Source organism: Spiroplasma endosymbiont of Dasysyrphus albostriatus (assembly GCF_964019495.1).
Classification (GTDB): Bacteria; Bacillota_I; Bacilli_A; order Mycoplasmatales; family VBWQ01; genus Spiroplasma_E.
In genome coordinates this window covers 1456961-1478338 of sequence record NZ_OZ026447.1, presented here as the reverse complement: position 1 = coordinate 1478338, position 21378 = coordinate 1456961, and the positions used below count along the sequence as shown (strand labels likewise).

The following is a 21378-nucleotide window of genomic DNA, read 5'->3' as shown; positions in this document are numbered from 1 at the left end:
GTTTATTTTTATCTCTTTGTTCATATAGAAAAGTTTTTTTTATATGTATAATTTAGTTTTTTGAAATAGTTATAAACTGTTTCTTTTGTCATATCACCAAATTTTTCAATTACTTTTTGAACTGTAACATCTTTATTTTCTGCTAAATAATTTTTTAATTCATCTAAATCCTTTATTTTGTGGCTATGTCCTTTTTGATAATTCAAAATTGGTTTTATATTTCCGGTTTTTTGCTTTCTTTTTCTTCATAAAAATAAAGTCTTTCTAGTGATATTGAACACTTTACAAATTTCTTTAATTTTCATGTTTTTACTTTCATAAACTTCTATTACTTTTCTTCGTAAGTCCTCACTGTATGGTTTTGGCATAATTTAATCTTCCTAATCTATTTTAATTATTGCTGAATTATACTTGTAAGTGCAAGAATTGTTTAAATTACATATTATTATTTTACATTATTTATGAGTAAACATTACTTTCGTTAGCTATAAATAAAAAATATAATCTTAATTTTAGTGATAATAATTATGGTTTTAGTTGAGATATTTTTAAAGCATTTGTTGGTGATGAATGAGCAGAATATTTTACTACTAATTGTTTTTATCGTTTTATACCAACAGCACGTGGAACAAGAAAAACTTGAAACTGCTTAGCATTTGATTTATTTATATGTTGTAATTTTAGTGATAGTAGTGTTCAAGAAGTAAGGCGCTATGAAAATACTCATAGTGAAACGACAATTGGTGCTTTAATGAATGTTTGTCAAGTTTTATTAGATACATATCATATTAATTTATTACCTAATAATCCACATGGTATTAAATGAAAAATAACTAAGGATGGTGGTTGTATTATTTTTCCTAATAATCAACAAATTGACTTTATTGGTTATGCTAATGGTAATAAGATTTTTGGAAAAGAAGCAGGTGGTTCAAGTTTTTTAGGTTCAAGAACAGATGAAATAATCATGGCAGAAGAAAAAGAAACACTTACTGATAAAGAATTAACATATCGCTATGAGCGATTAGAAATATCTATGTTTAGAAGTAACAGAATTAAAGTGTCAAATGAACCAATTAAAGAATGAAATTGAACTTTTATTGATAAAAATATATATAGCCCTACTTTTGGAAAAAAGATTACTCGTTATTTTTATAAAAACTTTTTTATGACTTTTACATGCAATCCTTATGATAAATATCATCCATTTTATTTAAAATACTGTACGCCATTTTTACCATTAAATAATGAAGTAATGGAAAATCTTAAAAAAATTGGCAAAGTTTATTATGAAAATAAAGACATGTTTAGTGGTTTAGGTTTATTTGTTTTAAGATTTACTATTAAACCATTTTGAGATAAGTTACCGGATATCCAAAAAAGAAAATTATTAGAAATGAAAAAAAGTAATGAAGATGAATATAATACTGTTTATTATGGTTTTGAATTTTTAGATAGTGATGCAACAATTTTCCCATTTCAAAAAACAGTAAAATATTGACAATCATATGATTTAAAACAATTTTATAATCAAGAAAAAGATATGTATAAATTTGATTTTTATAGTGTTGGTATTGATTGAGCTACGGGACCAAAAGACCATACTGTATTTATGGTAGTTGGTTTTAAAGAATATAATAATACTGGTTATTATGATGCTTATATTATTTGTGAATTAGTAGTTACACCAAATGACTTTATAAATGAAAATGAAAAAATTAATGCTTATGTTAATGAAATTTTAGGATTAATGGATAATTTTGAAAATTTTGAACAAGCAATTTATTTTTATGATGATAAAGCAAGAACAGCAATGGATTGATTAAATCAAAAATTAATTGATGAACACAATACTATTTTAATAACACAAACTGCTATTAAACATGGTTCAAATTTAAATCAAGAAGCAGGATTAACTAATAGAGTAGTTTGAATGAGAAATATTATGAGTTATGGAAATTTTTATGCGAATAAAGATGATTTACCAAAAACTACTCAATGTTTAGAAGAATTACGTTATGATGAAACAAAAACTAACATTCCTGACAAGAGTATGTATCAAGACCCTTATGATGCATTATTTTATGCACTATATCCATATAAAAATGTAATTAGGGGTAAAAATAATGCTACTGTGAAAAAAAGTATCTTCACATTTGCTATATAATAAACAAGTTTAATATCATTAATAGTATAGGTATCACAAAATAAACGCCTTGCATTTAGGCGTTATTTTTCGTTTAAAAGCATACTTGTAAAAATAATCAAAAATAGTACAATTTTAAAGTAAAATCAAGGAAAAAAGGAGAAATTTATTATGAAAAAATGAATAAAAACAAATTTAAATAAAATAACATTAGCATTAGCACTAACTGGTGCAACAACTGGAACTATAGGATTAATCATGGGGGGGTGCTTACCCATAATATGGAATCCATATTCTCTTATGAAAAACCAAATCATAGTATAATTTATGGCAAATATCCAATTTGAGTTGATAAAACAACAGCTCCAGAAATATTTTCATTATATTTTTCTTCTCATAAAATCCATGAACAAGATATAAAATGAGATGGTAAATATCCAAAAAATTATTTTGACTGATAAATTGATAATTAAATTTCTAAATTTATATAAGAAATATTTTCATTGTATTTATCAAATAAAGTAATATTATTTAAATTTATTTCTTGCTTATCTGTTATTAAAATTAAATCATAATATCCAGCACCGAATATACCACTAATTTCTACCCGATTTAAGTTATTAATCGGGTTTTCAATTTGTACTTCAAATTCATTATTATTATCTATTTTTAATATTTCTTTATAAAATTCCAATTTAGAAAATAGTTGAGATTTATTTGAACCATATAAATTAAAACAATTTTCAATTTTATTTTTATCAATAATTGCTCTTGTAAAATATTTTCCATATTCACCATTACCCAGTGTTCAATCAGCAGGAATTAATGATGGAATATTATTACTTTCTAGTTCATTAGTTATAGATAGTCAGTTAAATTGATTATCATCTAGTTTGAATACTTCATTCTGACTAATATCATTATTTTTTAATTTAATATTATTTACATCTGTAAAATCAAAATATTTAGATTTTAATACTACTTTCACATCTTTAAATTCTCAAACTTCACCAATATTAGTATGTATTGGATTAGATTTTAGTTCAAAATAATATGGTAATAATATTTTATTATCATCATTCAAACCTTTATTAATTGACATATTTGAATAAGTATTACTTGATAACATAATAATTATTTGTTTAAGTATTTTTACTTGTTCTAAATTAATATAATTAGGATAATCTAATTTTCATTGTTTAAATAAATTAGTAATTACATCTTCTGGTTTTTGTCCTTCGAATTTTAACCTTAATTCAGCAATTTTATTTTTTCAATTTCCATTTTCATATATTGCACCATCAAAATTTCTGTTATAACTATATGTATAAGTTAGCATATCTAATAATACTTTTTGTAAACTATCAATTGGTGGTTTATCATTTACTTCAATTTCAATTGAATTAAAGTTCTGTGATAACTCAATAGCAATATATTTACTAGGATATGGTGGGGTTGGTTCTCTATGACTATATAATATATATTGTTCATTCTTTTTCATTTCAAAATCAGCTAATTTTTTCGGTATTGGTGATGGTCCATCATATTTACCAATTTTTGCATATGTTATTTTTGCATTATTAATAATTTCTTTTCTTGTTTCAGTTCCACCACCAATAGCAATTAAATCTAAAACTGATTTTTCTTCTCCTATAAACTGTTTTGCTAAATTTCATGGTAATATTTGTTCACTAAATCATTGTTGTAATATTCTAACTTTTGGTTGAGTTTCAATAGGCATTGATAACAGCGGAAATGCTATCTTATCTTTAACAAATAACTTTGGGTATACTTCCATATTATTAACTTCACCAAGTACCTTTATATTGCCAAAAATCATGCTTCTAGGGGCTTTAATTTTTAAACCAATAACTTTGGTATCTTTATCTAATGGTTTTTGTAATTTAATAATGATTGGATAACCATCTCTTGTTTTAAAATCTTTAATTTTAATAATAGTAATACTTTTAGTACTTCTTGTTTTTGGATTTTGATAAGGTTGTGAATAATTATTAATGATATATAAATTATCAATATTATTTTCAGTTAATGGTTCATTAATAGATACTGCATATAACTTAAATTGATTTAATAAATTTATTTCTTGAAAAATTAAATTTTTAATATCAGTCATACTATATTCAATGGTATTATCATTAATATTTGTACTTGCTCTTTGATTTAATTGCATAGTAAAGTCTGATGTTTCAGCAGCAGTAGTTTTTAATACTTTATCAATATCAATAAAACCTATTTTAATAGTATTTGCTGAAAATCTTAAACTATTATTTTCATTATTTTTAAATAAACGTTCAATTTCATAAATATATAAAGTTCTTAGTTTAAATTCATCATATGCTCTTTTAAGCTCAGGGTCACCTTTGCTACTCATAAGATTAGTAAAGTCATAAGGAATATTATCAATTAAATAATCATTTTCTACTTCTGCTTGATTAAGTTTAGTTTGTTTCTGTGGAAACTTCGTTTGTGGTTTGTTGTTGTTTTCCATTGTTTTCTCCTATTAATTGGTTATTTTCGGGATTAAATAATTTTAATTTAACTGTTAAATTATTAATTTCTTGTTCATCATTAATATTAAATGTTTTACTATTTAATAAATCTTTATCTAAACGTACTAATATTTGAATAAATTTAAGAATATCAATATTAAATTGCCATAATTTTTGTTCAATATAATTAATAGTAGAAATATTTACAGCTGTACTTTCGGGTACTGATTGTTGTGCAGATTTCTTTTGACTTGGTATATGAATACCACAACGTTTAAATATTTCATTAACATTTCAATCATATATATCAGTTAAGTTTTTACCTTTAAAGTTGCTATTTGTCATATTGATATTTTCGTTTTGTTCATTATTATCTCCACCACTTTTAAATATGTAGTTTTTAGTAACCAAAGTTCTTACTGCTTCTTCTAATGCTGATTGAACATTACCATAAGTTTGACTAAATATAAATTTAGGTGAATTTAAAATGGTATCTAAAACAATTTGTTCATAAATAACATCTAATGCTTTAATTTTATCCATTACTTTATCACAATCTGCTAACTCATTTGCTTTATTTCGCATAATTGCTATTGGTATATAGTTAATATTTAGTGTTTGTTCTTGTGCTAAATTAGGATTATTACTATATGTTCTAAAATCTAATGGAAATTGTTTTTTATTATCACTAATACTATAAATTGCACGATTAATAGTTACTTGTTCATTATTTAATGTATAAACTTCAAATAATCTTACAATTTGTGCATTTTGTTGATAACTATCATAAAAAATAGTACATTGAATTAATTTACCAGTAATATCATAAACTCTTTGTTGGATATCTACTACTTGAAAATATAAATCATCATTAGCAATAAAAATTAAATAACCACTAATTCCTAATTTACTTAATTTAAAAATAGAATTTCAATTTTTTCTATAAAACTCTTGTTTAATTAAATATTGTTTAATAGTTTCATTATTAATATAGCTAACTAAAGTAATGTTTACTCATAAATAATGTAAAATAATAATATGTAATTTAAACAATTCTTGCACTTACAAGTATAATTCAGCAATAATTAAAATAGATTAGGAAGATTAAATTATGCCAAAACCATACAGTGAGGACTTACGAAGAAAAGTAATAGAAGTTTATGAAAGTAAAAACATGAAAATTAAAGAAATTTGTAAAGTGTTCAATATCACTAGAAAGACTTTATTTTTATGAAGAAAAAGAAAGCAAAAAACCGGAAATATAAAACCAATTTTGAATTATCAAAAAGGACATAGCCACAAAATAAAGGATTTAGATGAATTAAAAAATTATTTAGCAGAAAATAAAGATGTTACAGTTCAAAAAGTAATTGAAAAATTTGGTGATATGACAAAAGAAACAGTTTATAACTATTTCAAAAAACTAAATTATACATATAAAAAAAACTTTTCTATATGAACAAAGAGATAAAAATAAACAAGAAGATTTTTTAAAAGAAATAGCGAAAATAATGAATGAAGATTTGGTATATATTGATGAATCTGGAATTGATGATAATGAATTTTATAAATATGGTTGGTCTGAAAAAGGTAAAAGATTATTTGATAATAAACCTGCATATAAAATAAAGAGAATGAGTATAATTGGTGCACTAAATAAAGGTAAATTAAAAGCTCTATGAGCATTTGAAGGACATTGCAATAGTAAAATTTTTGAATCATATGTTAAAAATATACTAATTCCAGTATTAAAGTGTGGACAAATTATAGTTTTAGATAATGCGACGTTTCATAAATCTAAAGCAACAAAACAATTAATTGAAAATGCTGGATGCAAACTATTATTTCTTCCACCATATTCTCCTAATTTAAATCCAATTGAACATTTTTGATTTGCTATAAAACATAATATAAGAAAAATATTACCAAATTATTGACCAAATATTAAAAACGCGATTGATTTTGTTTTTCAAGATATGAGTAAACATTACTTTAGTTAGCTATATCTAATGGAGCATTATATAAATTAGCATTATTTTCTGCTACAAAATCAGTAAAATAAGTTTCATGATTAAAATCATTAAAACCAAAATAATTTAAAATGGAAGCATGTGTACTTTTATTTTTATTATTTAAAAATTTTACTTTTTCATTTTGATTATCACTAATATTACTTTTTTCTTTTCTCTTAAATGGATTTAACATAATATTCACCACCTTTCTAAAATATTTGATTAATTTTTAATACAATTTTTACTATAATAAATATAATTAAACCTGCTGTTGCAGAAGATAATAAAACTCCTATTAAACCTAAAATAATTTTTATTATTTTAAAAAACATAATATTATTCCTGTAATTCTTCTAATTTTCATACATTACCTTTTAAATTACCTTTTACAGTATAAATAGTAATCAATTTTGCATGTTGAACTGATAAAATTACTATATTAGCACTATCATTAAAGGTTTGTATTTGTACACCAGCAATTTTTTTATTAGTTATAATAAATTCTTGAATAGTATAAACTGGATTATATATACTTCAAGAATAATAAACTCTATAATGTTTATTCTCTTGAAAATCATAAGTAATTTGTCAATTATCTCATTTATTTTTTTCTCTTGTTCCTACTTCTTTTCAATTTGAACCACTTGGAATTGGTGTTGGATTATTTTTTAATTCAATATCTCAAATATTTTCTTCTATTTCATTAGTTTCTAAACTTTTTGAACTAATTTTAATTGGTTTATCTATATTAATTACATTTGGTGAAGTAATATCTAATGTATTGCTTTTAATTTGATAAGTATTTTCTTTTAATTCTTCAAAACTAAATATAGCACCACCATCAATTTCACATTTAATAAATAAACTTCACTTATTAGATTTAGTATAATCAGCCTTAAGAATTAAAGAAGCATCTTTATTATCAATTTTACCAATTAAAAGAGTTCATGTACCAGTTCCAACTGCTTTTGCTGATTTAAACAATAACATTAATGGATAACCATTTTGTTCAGGTGCATTTCTGTGTCATGTTATAAATACCCGATATGTTTTATTAAGTTGAATATCAAAATTATCTCATGTTCTATTATCAACTCTATTTCCTATTACAACTCAATTTTCTTTATCTTGCTTTTTATCTATTTTTTCATCTATATATTTCTTATTTGGAATATCTAAATCATCAGTTATAACTGGATTATTTCTATAAATTAAAGTTTTACCACCAACATTAGTTTTAATAACTTCAGTAACTAATCTTGTAGTACTATCTTTATCATCTTTATTATTAAAAATCTTATCTTGTAAATTATCTATTTTATCTTGTTTTTTATTTACACTTTCACTAATTCATTGTTTAATAACTTTATTAGGTGGTATTCCTAAATCATCACCAAATTGACCAGTTGGTAATTTATTATATTTTAATTCTCCATATGTCATATTTTCATTTATCAATAATAATTTATTTTGTTTTTTGTCAATTTTTTCATCAACATATTTTTTTGTAGTTGCATCTTTTTCTTGTTCTGGTTCACCAATATAAACAATTCTTTTATTATTAGCAGTAATTAATCTTTTTTCTTTAGGTTGAATAATATTAGGCGAATTAGAGTCTACTTCTCATAATGATTCACCACTACCACCAGTAGCACTAATTTTATTATTTTCATCAATAGTTATATTAGTACCAGCAATTAATTTATTTTGTTTTTTATCTAATAAATTATTAGTTTCTATTTTTGTATAATAATCACGTTCAGTATTTTCTTCTGCTATAAATTCAGTTGGTGTACCTATTCCTTGATATTGATATATATTATGAATTATTGGTTTATACTTTTTTGTGTTATTAGTAGCAATAAACTTTATTAAATCAACATCATATAATAATGTTACTTTATCAATATTAACATCAATATTTTCAATTATTATTTGCTTTTGTTCTATTTGACTATTAGTAATTCTTATATTAGATTTAGTTAATTTATTATTACTTATAATAAGTTGTTTACTATCGATAAAATAATATGTTCAATCAATAATACATCATGTATCTGTTTTAATATTTTCATTTTTAACTTTCTTTCATAAAGGACTAGTTTCAATATTAAATCAATTATTTTTAACATCATTAATATTTTCATTTGCTTTAATTAATTCAGTATTTAATTTGGTAATTTCATTTTCATTTGTAGTAATTCGTTTTTGTTGTTTAGCAGAAAAATCACAAGTTGGTGCATGTGTATAATCACCAATTTGTGGATTATTTTGTAATGCTTCTGGTGGTAATGTTCCAATTTCATCTGGTCAATCTAAAATCATTGTTTCAGTTTCTTTATCATAATCTGTTGCAACATAACCTTTATTAACAAATTTACTAACAGGACCTCTATATATTTCATTTTCATTATCATCAACTAAATCATCATATATAGCTAACTAAAGTAATGTTTACTCATATCTTGAAAAACAAAATCAATCGCGTTTTTAATATTTGGTCAATAATTTGGTAATATTTTTCTTATATTATGTTTTATAGCAAATCAAAAATGTTCAATTGGATTTAAATTAGGAGAATATGGTGGAAGAAATAATAGTTTGCATCCAGCATTTTCAATTAATTGTTTTGTTGCTTTAGATTTATGAAACGTCGCATTATCTAAAACTATAATTTGTCCACACTTTAATACTGGAATTAGTATATTTTTAACATATGATTCAAAAATTTTACTATTGCAATGTCCTTCAAATGCTCATAGAGCTTTTAATTTACCTTTATTTAGTGCACCAATTATACTCATTCTCTTTATTTTATATGCAGGTTTATTATCAAATAATCTTTTACCTTTTTCAGACCAACCATATTTATAAAATTCATTATCATCAATTCCAGATTCATCAATATATACCAAATCTTCATTCATTATTTTCGCTATTTCTTTTAAAAAATCTTCTTGTTTATTTTTATCTCTTTGTTCATATAGAAAAGTTTTTTTTATATGTATAATTTAGTTTTTTGAAATAGTTATAAACTGTTTCTTTTGTCATATCACCAAATTTTTCAATTACTTTTTGAACTGTAACATCTTTATTTTCTGCTAAATAATTTTTTAATTCATCTAAATCCTTTATTTTGTGGCTATGTCCTTTTTGATAATTCAAAATTGGTTTTATATTTCCGGTTTTTTGCTTTCTTTTTCTTCATAAAAATAAAGTCTTTCTAGTGATATTGAACACTTTACAAATTTCTTTAATTTTCATGTTTTTACTTTCATAAACTTCTATTACTTTTCTTCGTAAGTCCTCACTGTATGGTTTTGGCATAATTTAATCTTCCTAATCTATTTTAATTATTGCTGAATTATACTTGTAAGTGCAAGAATTGTTTAAATTACATATTATTATTTTACATTATTTATGAGTAAACATTACTTTCGTTAGCTATATATGTTTTGAAAAGAAATTATTTATGCGAATATCAAAAATATGCTTACGTTCATTAGAATTTATGGGAACTATACTGTACTCAAATTTATTTTGTATTATTTCATTTAAAGCTTCTTCAATTGCTTTAGATCTATCCATTTTAAGTTCATAATAAATTCTAACTTGATTTTCGCCAGTTGAAAAGATTTCCTTTTGTATTTTTTCCATATGGAATAAAGTAATCAAAGGAAAAATTCCTGCATTTCTAATATTGTTAATATTTTCAGCCTTTGTTAACTCAGTATAACCTTTTTCAGTCATATCTGCAATATATATATTCTCTTTTAAATTAGGAATTAAAAAAGGAGAATGAGATGTTAACAAAATAAATAAACCATTTTTACTTGTAAAGTTAGTTTTTAAATATTTAGCTAATTCATACTGCAATATTATATGCAAACTTTTGTCTGGCTCATCAACTAATAAAATAACTCTTCCAAATTTATTTTTTTCTCAGTTCTTTACAACTTCTAACATTATAACTAGTCATAAAAATGCTTTAAATCCAGAACTTTGATATTTGGTTACTGATGTAGCATAATGTCTTTTTTCATCTGCTCTTATAACAATTTGAAATTGTTGATCATCAATTATTATTTCTGGAATAACATTAATAGTAAAATTTTTAAAAATTTTTTTAAAAGATTCTTTAGCTCTTCTTGTAATATTGTCTTTAATACTTCTAATCAAAGTTCTATTAGAAGCAGATATTGATAAATCTATTATTTGTTCAATTTCAATAATAGTATTTTGACCAAGCATGTTTAAAATCTTTTTAAATGTAGGATCTAAAGTTTCAGAATTTTTAACAGTTTGTATTGGATATTCAAATAATATATTGTTGTCTTTTTCTAGATTACTAGAAAATAAAATATTTGGTCTTTGCTTAAAAATATCCTCTATTTGAACTCATGTATCAATTGCTGTACAAAGTAAATTTTTTAGTTCTTTAGTAAGTCCTTTTTTAGTTGAATTATTTATTTCTAATTTTGTTTCTTCAATACTTAAATTAAATTTTCAATATTTATAATTTTTTTCTAATTCTTCACTAAAGATACTGGTTGGTCAATATTCTTTAAATTGAGAAACTATTGGATGGGGCCACTTAGCCCTTTTTACTAGACCATTAATTTAAAAAATCTGAATGTATTCTAAAAACAATTGTGTTATATAATGAACACTAATTTTGACCTGAAAGGATTTTTATTAATGGATAAAATTAAACAAATAGCATTAATAATTAACAAATTAAATATCAAAGAAAAAATTAAAATTATCGATGATTGCAAAAATCAATATTCAATTAGAAACTTATGTCAATATCTTCAATTAAACAGATCAACATATTACTTTTTAAAAAATAAACAAAAACTTATTAAAAAAGAAAAAAATCATATTATTAATTGCAATCATAAATATCAAGAATTATGCCAACTTTTAATCGAATTTCATTCTACAAGAAAAGGTAGAATTTATGGATATTTAAGAATTTTTTCAGCTTTTAAAGAGTGATTAAAACAAGAGAAAAATATCATTTTAAATATAGAATTATCAACAAAACAAATGCGAAAAATTATGAAAAAACACAATATTCAAGGATTAAAACAAACTAAAAATAACTATCCTAAAAACAAAAAAAATCCAAATAAGTGAATACCTACAATGGATAAAGTAAACAAAGATTACAAAAGTACAACCGCTTCAAATCAAATTTGATCAATGGATACTAAACAAATAAACACCAAAGAAGGTTGACTATATCTTTTTGTAATTATTGATTTTTATTCAAATAATGTTGTTAGTTATAATACATTTTCAAATAAATCATATCAAGATTTAATTCTTCCTGCACTTGAAAAAATAAACAACCAATTTTCTTGAAATCAAATAAAAAACGTTATTTTACATTCAGATAACGCCAACGAATTTTATTGTCAAGAAATTACAAAATGAGCAAAAAACAAACAAATAATTTTAAGCAAAAAACAACCATATGATATTGGCGGTAATGTCATATCTGAAAATTGATTTTCACATTTATCTCAAGAATGATTGCCTAAAGACTCAAATCAATATTTAACAATCAATGAAGCTATTAATGATGTAAATCAATATGTTATGTTTTATAATTATGAAAGAATACATTCTAAATTTTTAAAACCACCAATATTACAAATAAAAATTTAGAAATATCTATCAAAATATGGTCCAGTAATTAGGGCTAACCACCCTTGAAAATTAGGTATTGTAATTGTTTTATCATCAATTTTTGCTAAACTGATAAAATTATCATTTATGTCTATTTTCTGCTCTTGTTTATAAACAAAACCATTATATTTATTTCCAAAATAATCAGGCTGATTAAAATTAATTAATCTATTAATTAATTTATATTTATTAATATCATTTTTGTTTTTTATATTATTTATCTTTTGATTAAAACTGGTATTTATAATCATATTAGCACTTGGTACACTTGTTGTTACCAAAGTTCCTATTGCTAACATACTTAATAATTTTTTCATGTCATTTATTCTCCTTTTTAGGTACATACCTTTATTTGGCTCATATTTGCTGTTTTTAGCGATGTTTTGATTTTGAATAGTAAAGTATATCTCACTATTCTTTTGTTTGATCTAATTCCTTAAAATCTTTATTATAATCTTTAATTTTAATTTTTAAAGTATCAAAATTTGAATTTACTAAATTTTGGTTAATGATTTTAACGTTGGCAACTCCTAACTGTAAATTTTTAAATTCATTGGGGTGAAAAACAAATTCTTCGGTTTCTCTTACACTACCCATGTTTCTTGTAAGTTTTACTGTTTTAATTGTGCCAAAAACTTTGGCAAGATATTCAGCACTATTTGGGTCTTTAACACTATGAGCAATAATGTTGGCTGTGTTTCCAAAAATAGTGTCTGTTAAATCTTTGGTATTAGTTTTTAAATCATTAATTGTTTGAAAACATAAAAAGCATTGATAGTTAAAACTTCTTGTTTTGTTAATTAAGTTAATGACATTATCGCTTGCAAAAACATTGAATTCGTCTAAAACAAGATTTATATTCATGTCAAGGGGTTTTATACTTGCGAATTCTTTTAAATCTTGAATTAACAATTTGCCCATGTTACTAGCTAACTGGGGATATGTTAAAGAGTTTAAAGAAAACAAAATAACTTTATGATTTTTTGTAATTTCTAATAAATTATTTTTTAATCCAATACTATTTTTTAGTTGTTGAAAGTAAACATTTATTCTTGCTTGTAATCCATTAATGTTTTTAGCTTCTAAATCAGATAAATAATCATACTCTAAACTTGCTTTTTCAACTAAACTTTGTAATTGTTTAATTGAAAAATATTTAACAATATTTTCTAATGAAATTTTTACTTTTTTCTTTAACAAGGTTTCAATTAAAATTAGTAAATATTCATGTGCCATTGCTTGATAATGAGGTTCAGTGAAATCAAATAAGCTCATAATTTTATCAGCTAAAACAATGTGGTTATTACTTATGAATGGTTGATATTCTTTATTTCCTTCAATTGTTCAAATAAAAGCATTTTTATCAATTGTTTTAATTTTGTTGATTAAATCAATATCCCCTTTTCCATCAATAATAATTACTGTTTGATTTAACTTATATACAAGTTGATTTATTATTGATAGAGCAGTTGTTGTTTTGCCTGAACCAGTTGCACCAATCAACAAAGTGTGTTGATTTAACCTATTTTTATTTAAAGCAATATTATCATTTAAAAGCACATTTTCTTTTCGTCACTGTACTTTTACTTGTAATATACTTTTTCTTGTATTCATTAAATAATCAAGCATTGAATATGATTTTAAAATAATTAATAATCATATTCAAACTTCAATAAAGCGATTTACAAAAATATAATTTGCCTTTCTATAGTCATACCACTTACTTATTTTTTTATAAAGTAAATAAATACTTCAATCAAATCCAAGATATAAAATTACAAATAATGGTAAAAACTTTATTTCAATTAAGAACATTGAACTTAAAACATTACTAAACCCATTAAATGAATAACTTAAAGTTGGATTTGCTCAAATACCAAATCCTATAAATACTATTGTTAGTAACAAAGTAAATGTAATTATTACAATTTGTAAATCAACTTTTTTCTTTCTAAAAGCAAATATACTTAAGTAAACTCCTTGAACTACCAATAAACTTGGAAATAAATATAAACCTACAATTACTGGTGCAACAAATAAAATCAATGTCACTGCTAAAAACAATAAAGCAAATACAAACTTGAAAAACTTAAATATTAACTTTCAAACCATAAATATCTCTAACATATTCTTTCTCCTTATTTTTATAAATACAAAGTAATAATACCCTTTTTAGGTATTATTACTAGCATTCTTTTCTTTAAAAGTTTTTATAACAAAATCTTTTTCAATTTCTAAAATTTCTTTTAGAGAAACAGATTTATTAATTTTCTCACCTAAAGTCTTAATATAAAATTCTCATTTGTAATTATCAGTTTTTAGTCAAATAGTTTCACTTATCAATTTTTCTAAATCTCACACTTGAAACACCAACATCGAAGTTTTAGAAATAAAATAAGCATTGCACTTATTATTTAATTTATTTTCCTTTAATCAATTTTGATAAGTTGATAAAAGTACTTGTTGTTTTTGAGTTAATTGCATAATTTCGCACCCCTAATCTTTTCATGAACTTTCATCATATTTATTACTACTGTTTTTTTGCTCATTTAAAATTTGTAAAATCATATCTAATTTTTGATTTATATTATTATCAAAACTAATTAGATTTTTTAAGTTTAATTTTCCATAAGTAGCTAAACTTAAAGCATCATTTGATTTATTTAATTTTTGAACATCTAGAATAAAGTAGACACAAATTGTAACCTTTGTGTTAAAAATACTTTAAGGAAGGTGTTCATTTTTTTATGAGTAAATGATTTTCAAAAGAAGAAAAACTAAAAATAATAAAAATTAGTAAAATTAAAACAATTGATAAAACTGCATTAGAATATGGAATTGGTCGATCAACATTAAAAGAATGAATTAAATCATATAAATTATTCGGAGAAGAAGGTTTAAAATATGGTAATGGCATACGTGCTAAAAAAACAAAAAGAACAGGTCGACCCAAATCTTTAAATTTTAATGAGATGACCAAACAAGAATTAATTGAATATATTGAGGTAATGAATGATATAAAAAAGTATTTAGAAAAATCGACAAAAAAGAAGAAGTACTTTGTGATTTTCTCCTTGAAGAAAAAATATCAGATTAGTTATTTATGTTGATTATTAAATGTTTCAAAATCAGGATATTATAAATGAATTAAAAACGGAATGAATGAATTTAATAAATGAGATAAATTTTTAGCTAATATAATTAAAAATATTTTTTATGAGTTTAAAGAAATTTATGGTTATAAAATGATAACTTTATGAATTAACAAAATTTATAATTTAAAGTTAAAATTTCATGTTGTATATAGATATATGAGAAATATGGGTTTAAAATCTAAGGTTCGTATAAAAAAATTTGACTATAGAACAAAATCAGGAAATTTAAGATATGATAATTTACTAAATCGTAATTTTTCAACTACTGATTTAAATCAAAAATTGGGAACTGATATAACTTATTTATTAACTAATGGCAAGACTTATTATTTATCAATTGTTAAAGATTTCCATAATAATGAAATATTGGATTATAAAATAAGTGCAAGTTTAGATATAGCTAACTAAAGTAATGTTTACTCATATCTTGAAAAACAAAATCAATCGCGTTTTTAATATTTGGTCAATAATTTGGTAATATTTTTCTTATATTATGTTTTATAGCAAATCAAAAATGTTCAATTGGATTTAAATTAGGAGAATATGGTGGAAGAAATAATAGTTTGCATCCAGCATTTTCAATTAATTGTTTTGTTGCTTTAGATTTATGAAACGTCGCATTATCTAAAACTATAATTTGTCCACACTTTAATACTGGAATTAGTATATTTTTAACATATGATTCAAAAATTTTACTATTGCAATGTCCTTCAAATGCTCATAGAGCTTTTAATTTACCTTTATTTAGTGCACCAATTATACTCATTCTCTTTATTTTATATGCAGGTTTATTATCAAATAATCTTTTACCTTTTTCAGACCAACCATATTTATAAAATTCATTATCATCAATTCCAGATTCATCAATATATACCAAATCTTCATTCATTATTTTCGCTATTTCTTTTAAAAAATCTTCTTGTTTATTTTTATCTCTTTGTTCATATAGAAAAGTTTTTTTTATATGTATAATTTAGTTTTTTGAAATAGTTATAAACTGTTTCTTTTGTCATATCACCAAATTTTTCAATTACTTTTTGAACTGTAACATCTTTATTTTCTGCTAAATAATTTTTTAATTCATCTAAATCCTTTATTTTGTGGCTATGTCCTTTTTGATAATTCAAAATTGGTTTTATATTTCCGGTTTTTTGCTTTCTTTTTCTTCATAAAAATAAAGTCTTTCTAGTGATATTGAACACTTTACAAATTTCTTTAATTTTCATGTTTTTACTTTCATAAACTTCTATTACTTTTCTTCGTAAGTCCTCACTGTATGGTTTTGGCATAATTTAATCTTCCTAATCTATTTTAATTATTGCTGAATTATACTTGTAAGTGCAAGAATTGTTTAAATTACATATTATTATTTTACATTATTTATGAGTAAACATTACTTTAGTTAGCTATATGTCATTTGTTGTTCAAAATATCATTCAATCTTGAGTCAATGCCCAAAAACCTAATTCATGAATCTTACAATCAGATCAAGGCTTTCATTACACAAATTCTTCATATAAAACCTTATGTGATGAATTAAAAATAAAAATTTCAATGTCTAGACGGGGCAATTCTTGTGATAATGGTGCTACTGAATCTTGATTTGGAACAATGAAAACCGAATTTCTATATCAAATTCCAAGAAAAAACAGAACTATTGAATGAATAAAGGAAAATTTACCGAAATATATTTATTTTTATAATAACCATCGACCTCAAATAAAATTAAAAGGAATGAGTCCAATCGAATATCGATTAACTCATTCCAAACCAAAAAATCATTACTTCATACCTACAAATTTAACACTTACAAAAACTATTTTATAAAATTTAATAAAAGGTTACTTTAAATGTCCACTTTTCTTGACAAGTTCATAGGTTACAACTTACTTATTTGCAAAATTCCTTATAAAAAGAAAGAAAAATGTAAATAAAAAATTAGATAGGCTTAATAATTTCGTAGGTGTACCTAATGCTAAATATTCAATTTTTATATTTTAACTTTATCACATTTAATTAAAAATTCAACTACAATCTTTAATTAAATATAATCGTTACCAGTGCCACCTACGAAAGCCACACCAGTAACTAGATAATTGTACAATAAATATACTAGTTAGTGAACTATAAATAATTATTTTGTAAAAATTGTGTAATTTTAAAAAATTAATTATCAAAAACCACTTCATTTTCTTTATCAATATTATTTAATATACAATTCACTTGCTCTTGTGATATTAAATTTTCCTGTTTTTGACTTTCTTTTTTAAATCAAAAATAGAAACTGCCACTTAGCCCTTTTTACTAGACCATTAATTTAAAAAATCTGAATGTATTCTAAAAACAATTGTGTTATATAATGAACACTAATTTTGACCTGAAAGGATTTTTATTAATGGATAAAATTAAACAAATAGCATTAATAATTAACAAATTAAATATCAAAGAAAAAATTAAAATTATCGATGATTGCAAAAATCAATATTCAATTAGAAACTTATGTCAATATCTTCAATTAAACAGATCAACATATTACTTTTTAAAAAATAAACAAAAACTTATTAAAAAAGAAAAAAATCATATTATTAATTGCAATCATAAATATCAAGAATTATGCCAACTTTTAATCGAATTTCATTCTACAAGAAAAGGTAGAATTTATGGATATTTAAGAATTTTTTCAGCTTTTAAAGAGTGATTAAAACAAGAGAAAAATATCATTTTAAATATAGAATTATCAACAAAACAAATGCGAAAAATTATGAAAAAACACAATATTCAAGGATTAAAACAAACTAAAAATAACTATCCTAAAAACAAAAAAAATCCAAATAAGTGAATACCTACAATGGATAAAGTAAACAAAGATTACAAAAGTACAACCGCTTCAAATCAAATTTGATCAATGGATACTAAACAAATAAACACCAAAGAAGGTTGACTATATCTTTTTGTAATTATTGATTTTTATTCAAATAATGTTGTTAGTTATAATACATTTTCAAATAAATCATATCAAGATTTAATTCTTCCTGCACTTGAAAAAATAAACAACCAATTTTCTTGAAATCAAATAAAAAACGTTATTTTACATTCAGATAACGCCAACGAATTTTATTGTCAAGAAATTACAAAATGAGCAAAAAACAAACAAATAATTTTAAGCAAAAAACAACCATATGATATTGGCGGTAATGTCATATCTGAAAATTGATTTTCACATTTATCTCAAGAATGATTGCCTAAAGACTCAAATCAATATTTAACAATCAATGAAGCTATTAATGATGTAAATCAATATGTTATGTTTTATAATTATGAAAGAATACATTCTAAATTTTTAAAACCACCAATATTACAAATAAAAATTTAGAAATATCTATCAAAATATGGTCCAGTAATTAGGGCTAACCACCCCCATCCAATATATATCAAAACAAAATAATTTTTTAAAATTTTATTTTTTTATATTTTAAACTATAATTGTTCAATAAATTGTTCTAATAATTCTGAAACAGAAAGATTTCTTTCTTTAGCATATTCTTTTATTTTGTTTATTAAGTCAACTCTAAATGTAAGATTAATGTGTTTTTTAACATATTTACTACTAATTTTAATATTTGATATAGTGCTTATTTTTTCGTTTTTAACTACTGGTTTATTTGAATTATTTACACGAGTAATTGATAATTCTGATTTATTATTTTTCTTTTTACTTATTTTATGATCTTTATTATGATTTGATTTTACATTTATTAAATCACTCATAATACTTTCTGCTTGACTTAAAGTTTTAGTTGAAAATAAACTTTTTCTTTCTGCCATATTATAAAACTCCTTTTTGTTCTAATTCTGTAACTATATGAAAATACGGATTATCTTGCTTAGCTAACAATTTAATAACTGGGACTCCAGTTATTTCACTGGTTTTAAAAACTTGTTTTTTTCTAATATCTTGTTTAATTAAAAGTTCTTTTAAGGGTAATTTTTCTAATTCGTCTTTAAAATCTTTTGAAATATTAAAGTGATCAAAATTATTTAAAACAATAGCTTTAATATTATTTGGAATTTCTAAATTTTTAGTTATTGTTTCTCACATATTACCTATAACATCAATTGCTCTTAAAGAATGAATAGAATTATCAGAAACAAGCACAATATTATCTGCTGCTAAATAAGCATTAATATTAGTTATATTTAAACTTGGGTTAGTGTCGATAATAATATAGTCATAATTATCTTTTAAAAATATTTTATTCTTATTAAGAAATTTTTTTAATTTGTTTTCTCTTGATAATTCGTTAAATAATTGCATTTCTAAATTTGACATACTAATATTTGTGGGCACAATGTTAATTATTTCAAAATTCGTTTTAAAAATTATCTCTTCAATATTTTTTTCGTGTTTTAAAAACATATCCATTGCATGTGAAGTTGCAACTTCTAATTGAAAGCATTGTGTTAAATTAGCTTGTGGATCAAGATCTAGAATAAGAATACGTTTTTTCTTTTCAATTGCTAAAAAACAAGAAAGATTAAAAGCAAAATTAGTTTTTCCAACTCCTCCTTTTAACGCACCAATTGTAATTGTTTTCATTTTATTACTCCTTTTTATAAGTATAATTAGGCGTATTAATATAATTATATTTTTATTTATAAAAATACTTTATTTTAAACTTATATTAATACAAATAACAATAAGTATATTTTACTATCATTTTTAATAAAATGTTGTATTTTAATTATATTTATTTTTATAAGTATAATTAGGCGTATTAATATAATTATATTTTTATTTATAAAAATACTTTATTTTAAACTTATATTAATATAAATTAATTTTGATTCTGATATTAATACAAGAAAAAATTAGTGAGTAATAAAAAAAGAACCCAATTAGGCTCTAAATTGCACCAGGTTTGGTTACCTAGCAAGACATCACACATTACTGCTTTGCCATATCCGTACAGAAAGTGAAATTTTTGTACATTTAAATTATACCATTATAGTATAGAAAAGTAAATAATTAGCTATATTTATGGTAAGTTATATATGTGTAAAAAAAGAAAGGTTTTAATATGGCACAGATAATTTATAAAAATATGCATGTATATGTTTTACATCGTTCTAATAATTTAGACCATAAAATGGGTCGACCTGCTATTTTGTTAAAATTTAAAAATAAATATTCTTTAGTTTGATATGGCACTACCAAAATTGATATCAATGCACAAGAAAATCCTTTACTTTTAAAAATAAATAATGTAACTGGATATTTTTACTCAAGTGGTATTGAAAAAATAAAAACTATTTTTTTACAATCTAAATGAGTTGATTATTCAACTAATAATGCTTATAAGTTATCTGTTAATGAACAGCGAGAATTAATCTCAAAATTTGTTAGTTTTACTTTAGAACACGACCCTTATTTAGAAATTAAAAATTTGAAACAAGAGATACAACAACTTAAAAATGAGATTGAGTTATTAAAAAATTCTCAGTTAAAAAATCGTAATCGTGGATAGATTTTATTTAAAAATAAGTATATGAAAAACTAATTTTTAAATCATGTAAAATTATATTAAGAAAAATTAGGGGGGTTATTTATATGCCAAATAAAGTTAAAAGACCAATGAATGCTTATATGGTTTTTAGTAAAGAAAAAAGAACGGAGATTATTCAACAAAATCCTGAACTTAAATCAAAAGTTGCAGAAGTTGCCAAATTGATTGGTAATCATTGAAAAGAAATGACAAACGAAGAAAAAGATAAATATGTAAAAATCGCAGAAGAAAATAAAAAAATATATGAAAGTGAAACTCAAAAATAATTATTTAATTGATTTACAAATTGTAATT

The 21378-nt window shown here is 22.6% G+C and carries 27 protein-coding genes; 11 read left to right on the top strand and 16 right to left on the bottom strand.

Annotated features, from left to right (window positions below):
- Window positions 1-8: 8 nt before the first annotated feature.
- Complete coding sequence (locus AACL11_RS08795) at window positions 9-368, bottom strand: helix-turn-helix domain-containing protein (RefSeq protein ID WP_338973555.1); 360 nt, start codon at window positions 366-368, stop codon at window positions 9-11.
- A gap of 383 nt (window positions 369-751) precedes the next feature.
- Between AACL11_RS08795 and AACL11_RS08790 the strand changes: the two genes are divergently transcribed.
- The 3 genes from AACL11_RS08790 (at window position 752) to AACL11_RS08780 (ending at window position 2607) form a co-directional block, all read left to right on the top strand.
- Window positions 752-2167 (top strand): hypothetical protein, encoded by a 1416-nt coding sequence (locus tag AACL11_RS08790; RefSeq protein WP_338987467.1) that lies wholly within the window; start codon window positions 752-754, stop codon window positions 2165-2167.
- Window positions 2168-2317: 150 nt separating this feature from the next.
- Window positions 2318-2470: a hypothetical protein gene (locus AACL11_RS08785; RefSeq protein WP_338987465.1), complete on the top strand. Its 153-nt coding sequence runs from the start codon at window positions 2318-2320 to the stop codon at window positions 2468-2470.
- Window positions 2428-2607 carry a hypothetical protein gene (locus AACL11_RS08780; protein ID WP_338987463.1) on the top strand — a complete coding sequence of 60 codons (180 nt, stop codon included), beginning with the start codon at window positions 2428-2430 and terminating at the stop codon, window positions 2605-2607. The genes AACL11_RS08785 and AACL11_RS08780 overlap by 43 nt, the downstream gene beginning before the upstream one ends.
- Before the next feature lie 8 nt (window positions 2608-2615).
- On the opposite strand, the gene AACL11_RS08775 is transcribed toward AACL11_RS08780, so the two are convergent.
- Both AACL11_RS08775 and AACL11_RS08770 read right to left on the bottom strand, forming a co-directional pair.
- Complete coding sequence (locus AACL11_RS08775; RefSeq protein ID WP_338987462.1) at window positions 2616-4655, bottom strand: hypothetical protein; 2040 nt, start codon at window positions 4653-4655, stop codon at window positions 2616-2618.
- The gene (locus AACL11_RS08770; protein ID WP_338987461.1) at window positions 4606-5718 is read right to left on the bottom strand and encodes a hypothetical protein; all 1113 of its coding nucleotides are present in this window, start codon (window positions 5716-5718) and stop codon (window positions 4606-4608) included. The genes AACL11_RS08775 and AACL11_RS08770 overlap by 50 nt, the downstream gene beginning before the upstream one ends.
- A 49-nt stretch (window positions 5719-5767) precedes the next feature.
- Between AACL11_RS08770 and AACL11_RS08765 the strand changes: the two genes are divergently transcribed.
- Window positions 5768-6127, top strand: coding sequence for a helix-turn-helix domain-containing protein (locus AACL11_RS08765; RefSeq protein ID WP_338973555.1), 360 nt, complete (start codon window positions 5768-5770; stop codon window positions 6125-6127).
- The gene (locus AACL11_RS08760) at window positions 6084-6656 is read left to right on the top strand and encodes an IS630 family transposase (protein WP_338988471.1); all 573 of its coding nucleotides are present in this window, start codon (window positions 6084-6086) and stop codon (window positions 6654-6656) included. The genes AACL11_RS08765 and AACL11_RS08760 overlap by 44 nt, the downstream gene beginning before the upstream one ends.
- Here the strand turns inward: AACL11_RS08760 and AACL11_RS08755 are convergent.
- The 6 genes from AACL11_RS08755 to AACL11_RS08730 all read right to left on the bottom strand — a co-directional run bounded on the left by AACL11_RS08755 (window position 6649) and on the right by AACL11_RS08730 (window position 10919).
- Window positions 6649-6861: a hypothetical protein gene (locus tag AACL11_RS08755; protein WP_338987459.1), complete on the bottom strand. Its 213-nt coding sequence runs from the start codon at window positions 6859-6861 to the stop codon at window positions 6649-6651. The two genes, AACL11_RS08760 and AACL11_RS08755, sit on opposite strands and share 8 nt — an antisense overlap.
- A gap of 16 nt (window positions 6862-6877) precedes the next feature.
- Window positions 6878-7000 carry a hypothetical protein gene (locus AACL11_RS08750; RefSeq protein WP_338973392.1) on the bottom strand — a complete coding sequence of 41 codons (123 nt, stop codon included), beginning with the start codon at window positions 6998-7000 and terminating at the stop codon, window positions 6878-6880.
- A gap of 4 nt (window positions 7001-7004) precedes the next feature.
- Window positions 7005-8993, bottom strand: a complete 1989-nt coding sequence (locus AACL11_RS08745; protein WP_338987457.1) for a hypothetical protein — start codon at window positions 8991-8993, stop codon at window positions 7005-7007.
- A gap of 113 nt (window positions 8994-9106) precedes the next feature.
- Complete coding sequence (locus AACL11_RS08740) at window positions 9107-9607, bottom strand: IS630 family transposase (RefSeq protein WP_338988468.1); 501 nt, start codon at window positions 9605-9607, stop codon at window positions 9107-9109.
- A 28-nt stretch (window positions 9608-9635) separates the two neighbouring features.
- Complete coding sequence (locus AACL11_RS08735; RefSeq protein WP_338973555.1) at window positions 9636-9995, bottom strand: helix-turn-helix domain-containing protein; 360 nt, start codon at window positions 9993-9995, stop codon at window positions 9636-9638.
- Between the two features lie 117 nt (window positions 9996-10112).
- Window positions 10113-10919, bottom strand: a complete 807-nt coding sequence (locus tag AACL11_RS08730) for an AAA family ATPase (protein WP_338986970.1) — start codon at window positions 10917-10919, stop codon at window positions 10113-10115.
- Between the two features lie 411 nt (window positions 10920-11330).
- On the opposite strand from AACL11_RS08730, the gene AACL11_RS08725 reads away from it, so the two are divergent.
- Window positions 11331-12344 (top strand): IS3 family transposase, encoded by a 1014-nt coding sequence (locus tag AACL11_RS08725; RefSeq protein WP_338986622.1) that lies wholly within the window; start codon window positions 11331-11333, stop codon window positions 12342-12344.
- On the opposite strand, the gene AACL11_RS08720 is transcribed toward AACL11_RS08725, so the two are convergent.
- The 3 genes from AACL11_RS08720 to AACL11_RS08710 all read right to left on the bottom strand — a co-directional run bounded on the left by AACL11_RS08720 (window position 12341) and on the right by AACL11_RS08710 (window position 14849).
- Window positions 12341-12682: a hypothetical protein gene (locus tag AACL11_RS08720; protein WP_338987455.1), complete on the bottom strand. Its 342-nt coding sequence runs from the start codon at window positions 12680-12682 to the stop codon at window positions 12341-12343. The genes AACL11_RS08725 and AACL11_RS08720 overlap by 4 nt on opposite strands.
- Before the next feature lie 94 nt (window positions 12683-12776).
- Window positions 12777-14417: a type IV secretory system conjugative DNA transfer family protein gene (locus AACL11_RS08715; RefSeq protein ID WP_338987453.1), complete on the bottom strand. Its 1641-nt coding sequence runs from the start codon at window positions 14415-14417 to the stop codon at window positions 12777-12779.
- Window positions 14418-14537: 120 nt separating this feature from the next.
- The gene (locus AACL11_RS08710) at window positions 14538-14849 is read right to left on the bottom strand and encodes a hypothetical protein (protein ID WP_338987452.1); all 312 of its coding nucleotides are present in this window, start codon (window positions 14847-14849) and stop codon (window positions 14538-14540) included.
- 263 nt (window positions 14850-15112) lie between these two features.
- On the opposite strand from AACL11_RS08710, the gene AACL11_RS08705 reads away from it, so the two are divergent.
- Window positions 15113-15928 (top strand): IS3 family transposase, encoded by an 816-nt coding sequence (locus tag AACL11_RS08705; protein WP_338987451.1) that lies wholly within the window; start codon window positions 15113-15115, stop codon window positions 15926-15928.
- Here AACL11_RS08705 and AACL11_RS08700 read toward each other — a convergent pair.
- Both AACL11_RS08700 and AACL11_RS08695 read right to left on the bottom strand, forming a co-directional pair.
- Window positions 15921-16421 (bottom strand): IS630 family transposase, encoded by a 501-nt coding sequence (locus tag AACL11_RS08700; RefSeq protein ID WP_338988468.1) that lies wholly within the window; start codon window positions 16419-16421, stop codon window positions 15921-15923. The two genes, AACL11_RS08705 and AACL11_RS08700, sit on opposite strands and share 8 nt — an antisense overlap.
- A 28-nt stretch (window positions 16422-16449) precedes the next feature.
- Window positions 16450-16809 (bottom strand): helix-turn-helix domain-containing protein, encoded by a 360-nt coding sequence (locus tag AACL11_RS08695; protein ID WP_338973555.1) that lies wholly within the window; start codon window positions 16807-16809, stop codon window positions 16450-16452.
- A gap of 49 nt (window positions 16810-16858) precedes the next feature.
- Here AACL11_RS08695 and AACL11_RS08690 point away from each other — a divergent pair, with 49 nt between their 5' ends.
- Window positions 16859-17347 carry an IS3 family transposase gene (locus tag AACL11_RS08690; RefSeq protein WP_338987449.1) on the top strand — a complete coding sequence of 163 codons (489 nt, stop codon included), beginning with the start codon at window positions 16859-16861 and terminating at the stop codon, window positions 17345-17347.
- A gap of 532 nt (window positions 17348-17879) precedes the next feature.
- Window positions 17880-18893: an IS3 family transposase gene (locus AACL11_RS08685; protein ID WP_338986622.1), complete on the top strand. Its 1014-nt coding sequence runs from the start codon at window positions 17880-17882 to the stop codon at window positions 18891-18893.
- A gap of 104 nt (window positions 18894-18997) precedes the next feature.
- Here the strand turns inward: AACL11_RS08685 and AACL11_RS08680 are convergent, their stop codons facing one another.
- Both AACL11_RS08680 and AACL11_RS08675 read right to left on the bottom strand, forming a co-directional pair.
- A complete protein-coding gene (locus tag AACL11_RS08680) occupies window positions 18998-19345 on the bottom strand; it encodes a DUF6364 family protein (protein ID WP_338987447.1) in 348 nt (115 codons plus the stop codon).
- Between the two features lies 1 nt (window position 19346).
- Window positions 19347-20117 carry a ParA family protein gene (locus tag AACL11_RS08675; RefSeq protein WP_338987445.1) on the bottom strand — a complete coding sequence of 257 codons (771 nt, stop codon included), beginning with the start codon at window positions 20115-20117 and terminating at the stop codon, window positions 19347-19349.
- 481 nt (window positions 20118-20598) lie between these two features.
- Between AACL11_RS08675 and AACL11_RS08670 the strand changes: the two genes are divergently transcribed.
- Window positions 20599-21045 carry a hypothetical protein gene (locus AACL11_RS08670; protein WP_338987443.1) on the top strand — a complete coding sequence of 149 codons (447 nt, stop codon included), beginning with the start codon at window positions 20599-20601 and terminating at the stop codon, window positions 21043-21045.
- An 83-nt stretch (window positions 21046-21128) separates the two neighbouring features.
- Window positions 21129-21350, top strand: coding sequence for a hypothetical protein (locus AACL11_RS08665; protein WP_338987441.1), 222 nt, complete (start codon window positions 21129-21131; stop codon window positions 21348-21350).
- The last annotated feature ends 28 nt before the right edge of the window (window positions 21351-21378 follow it).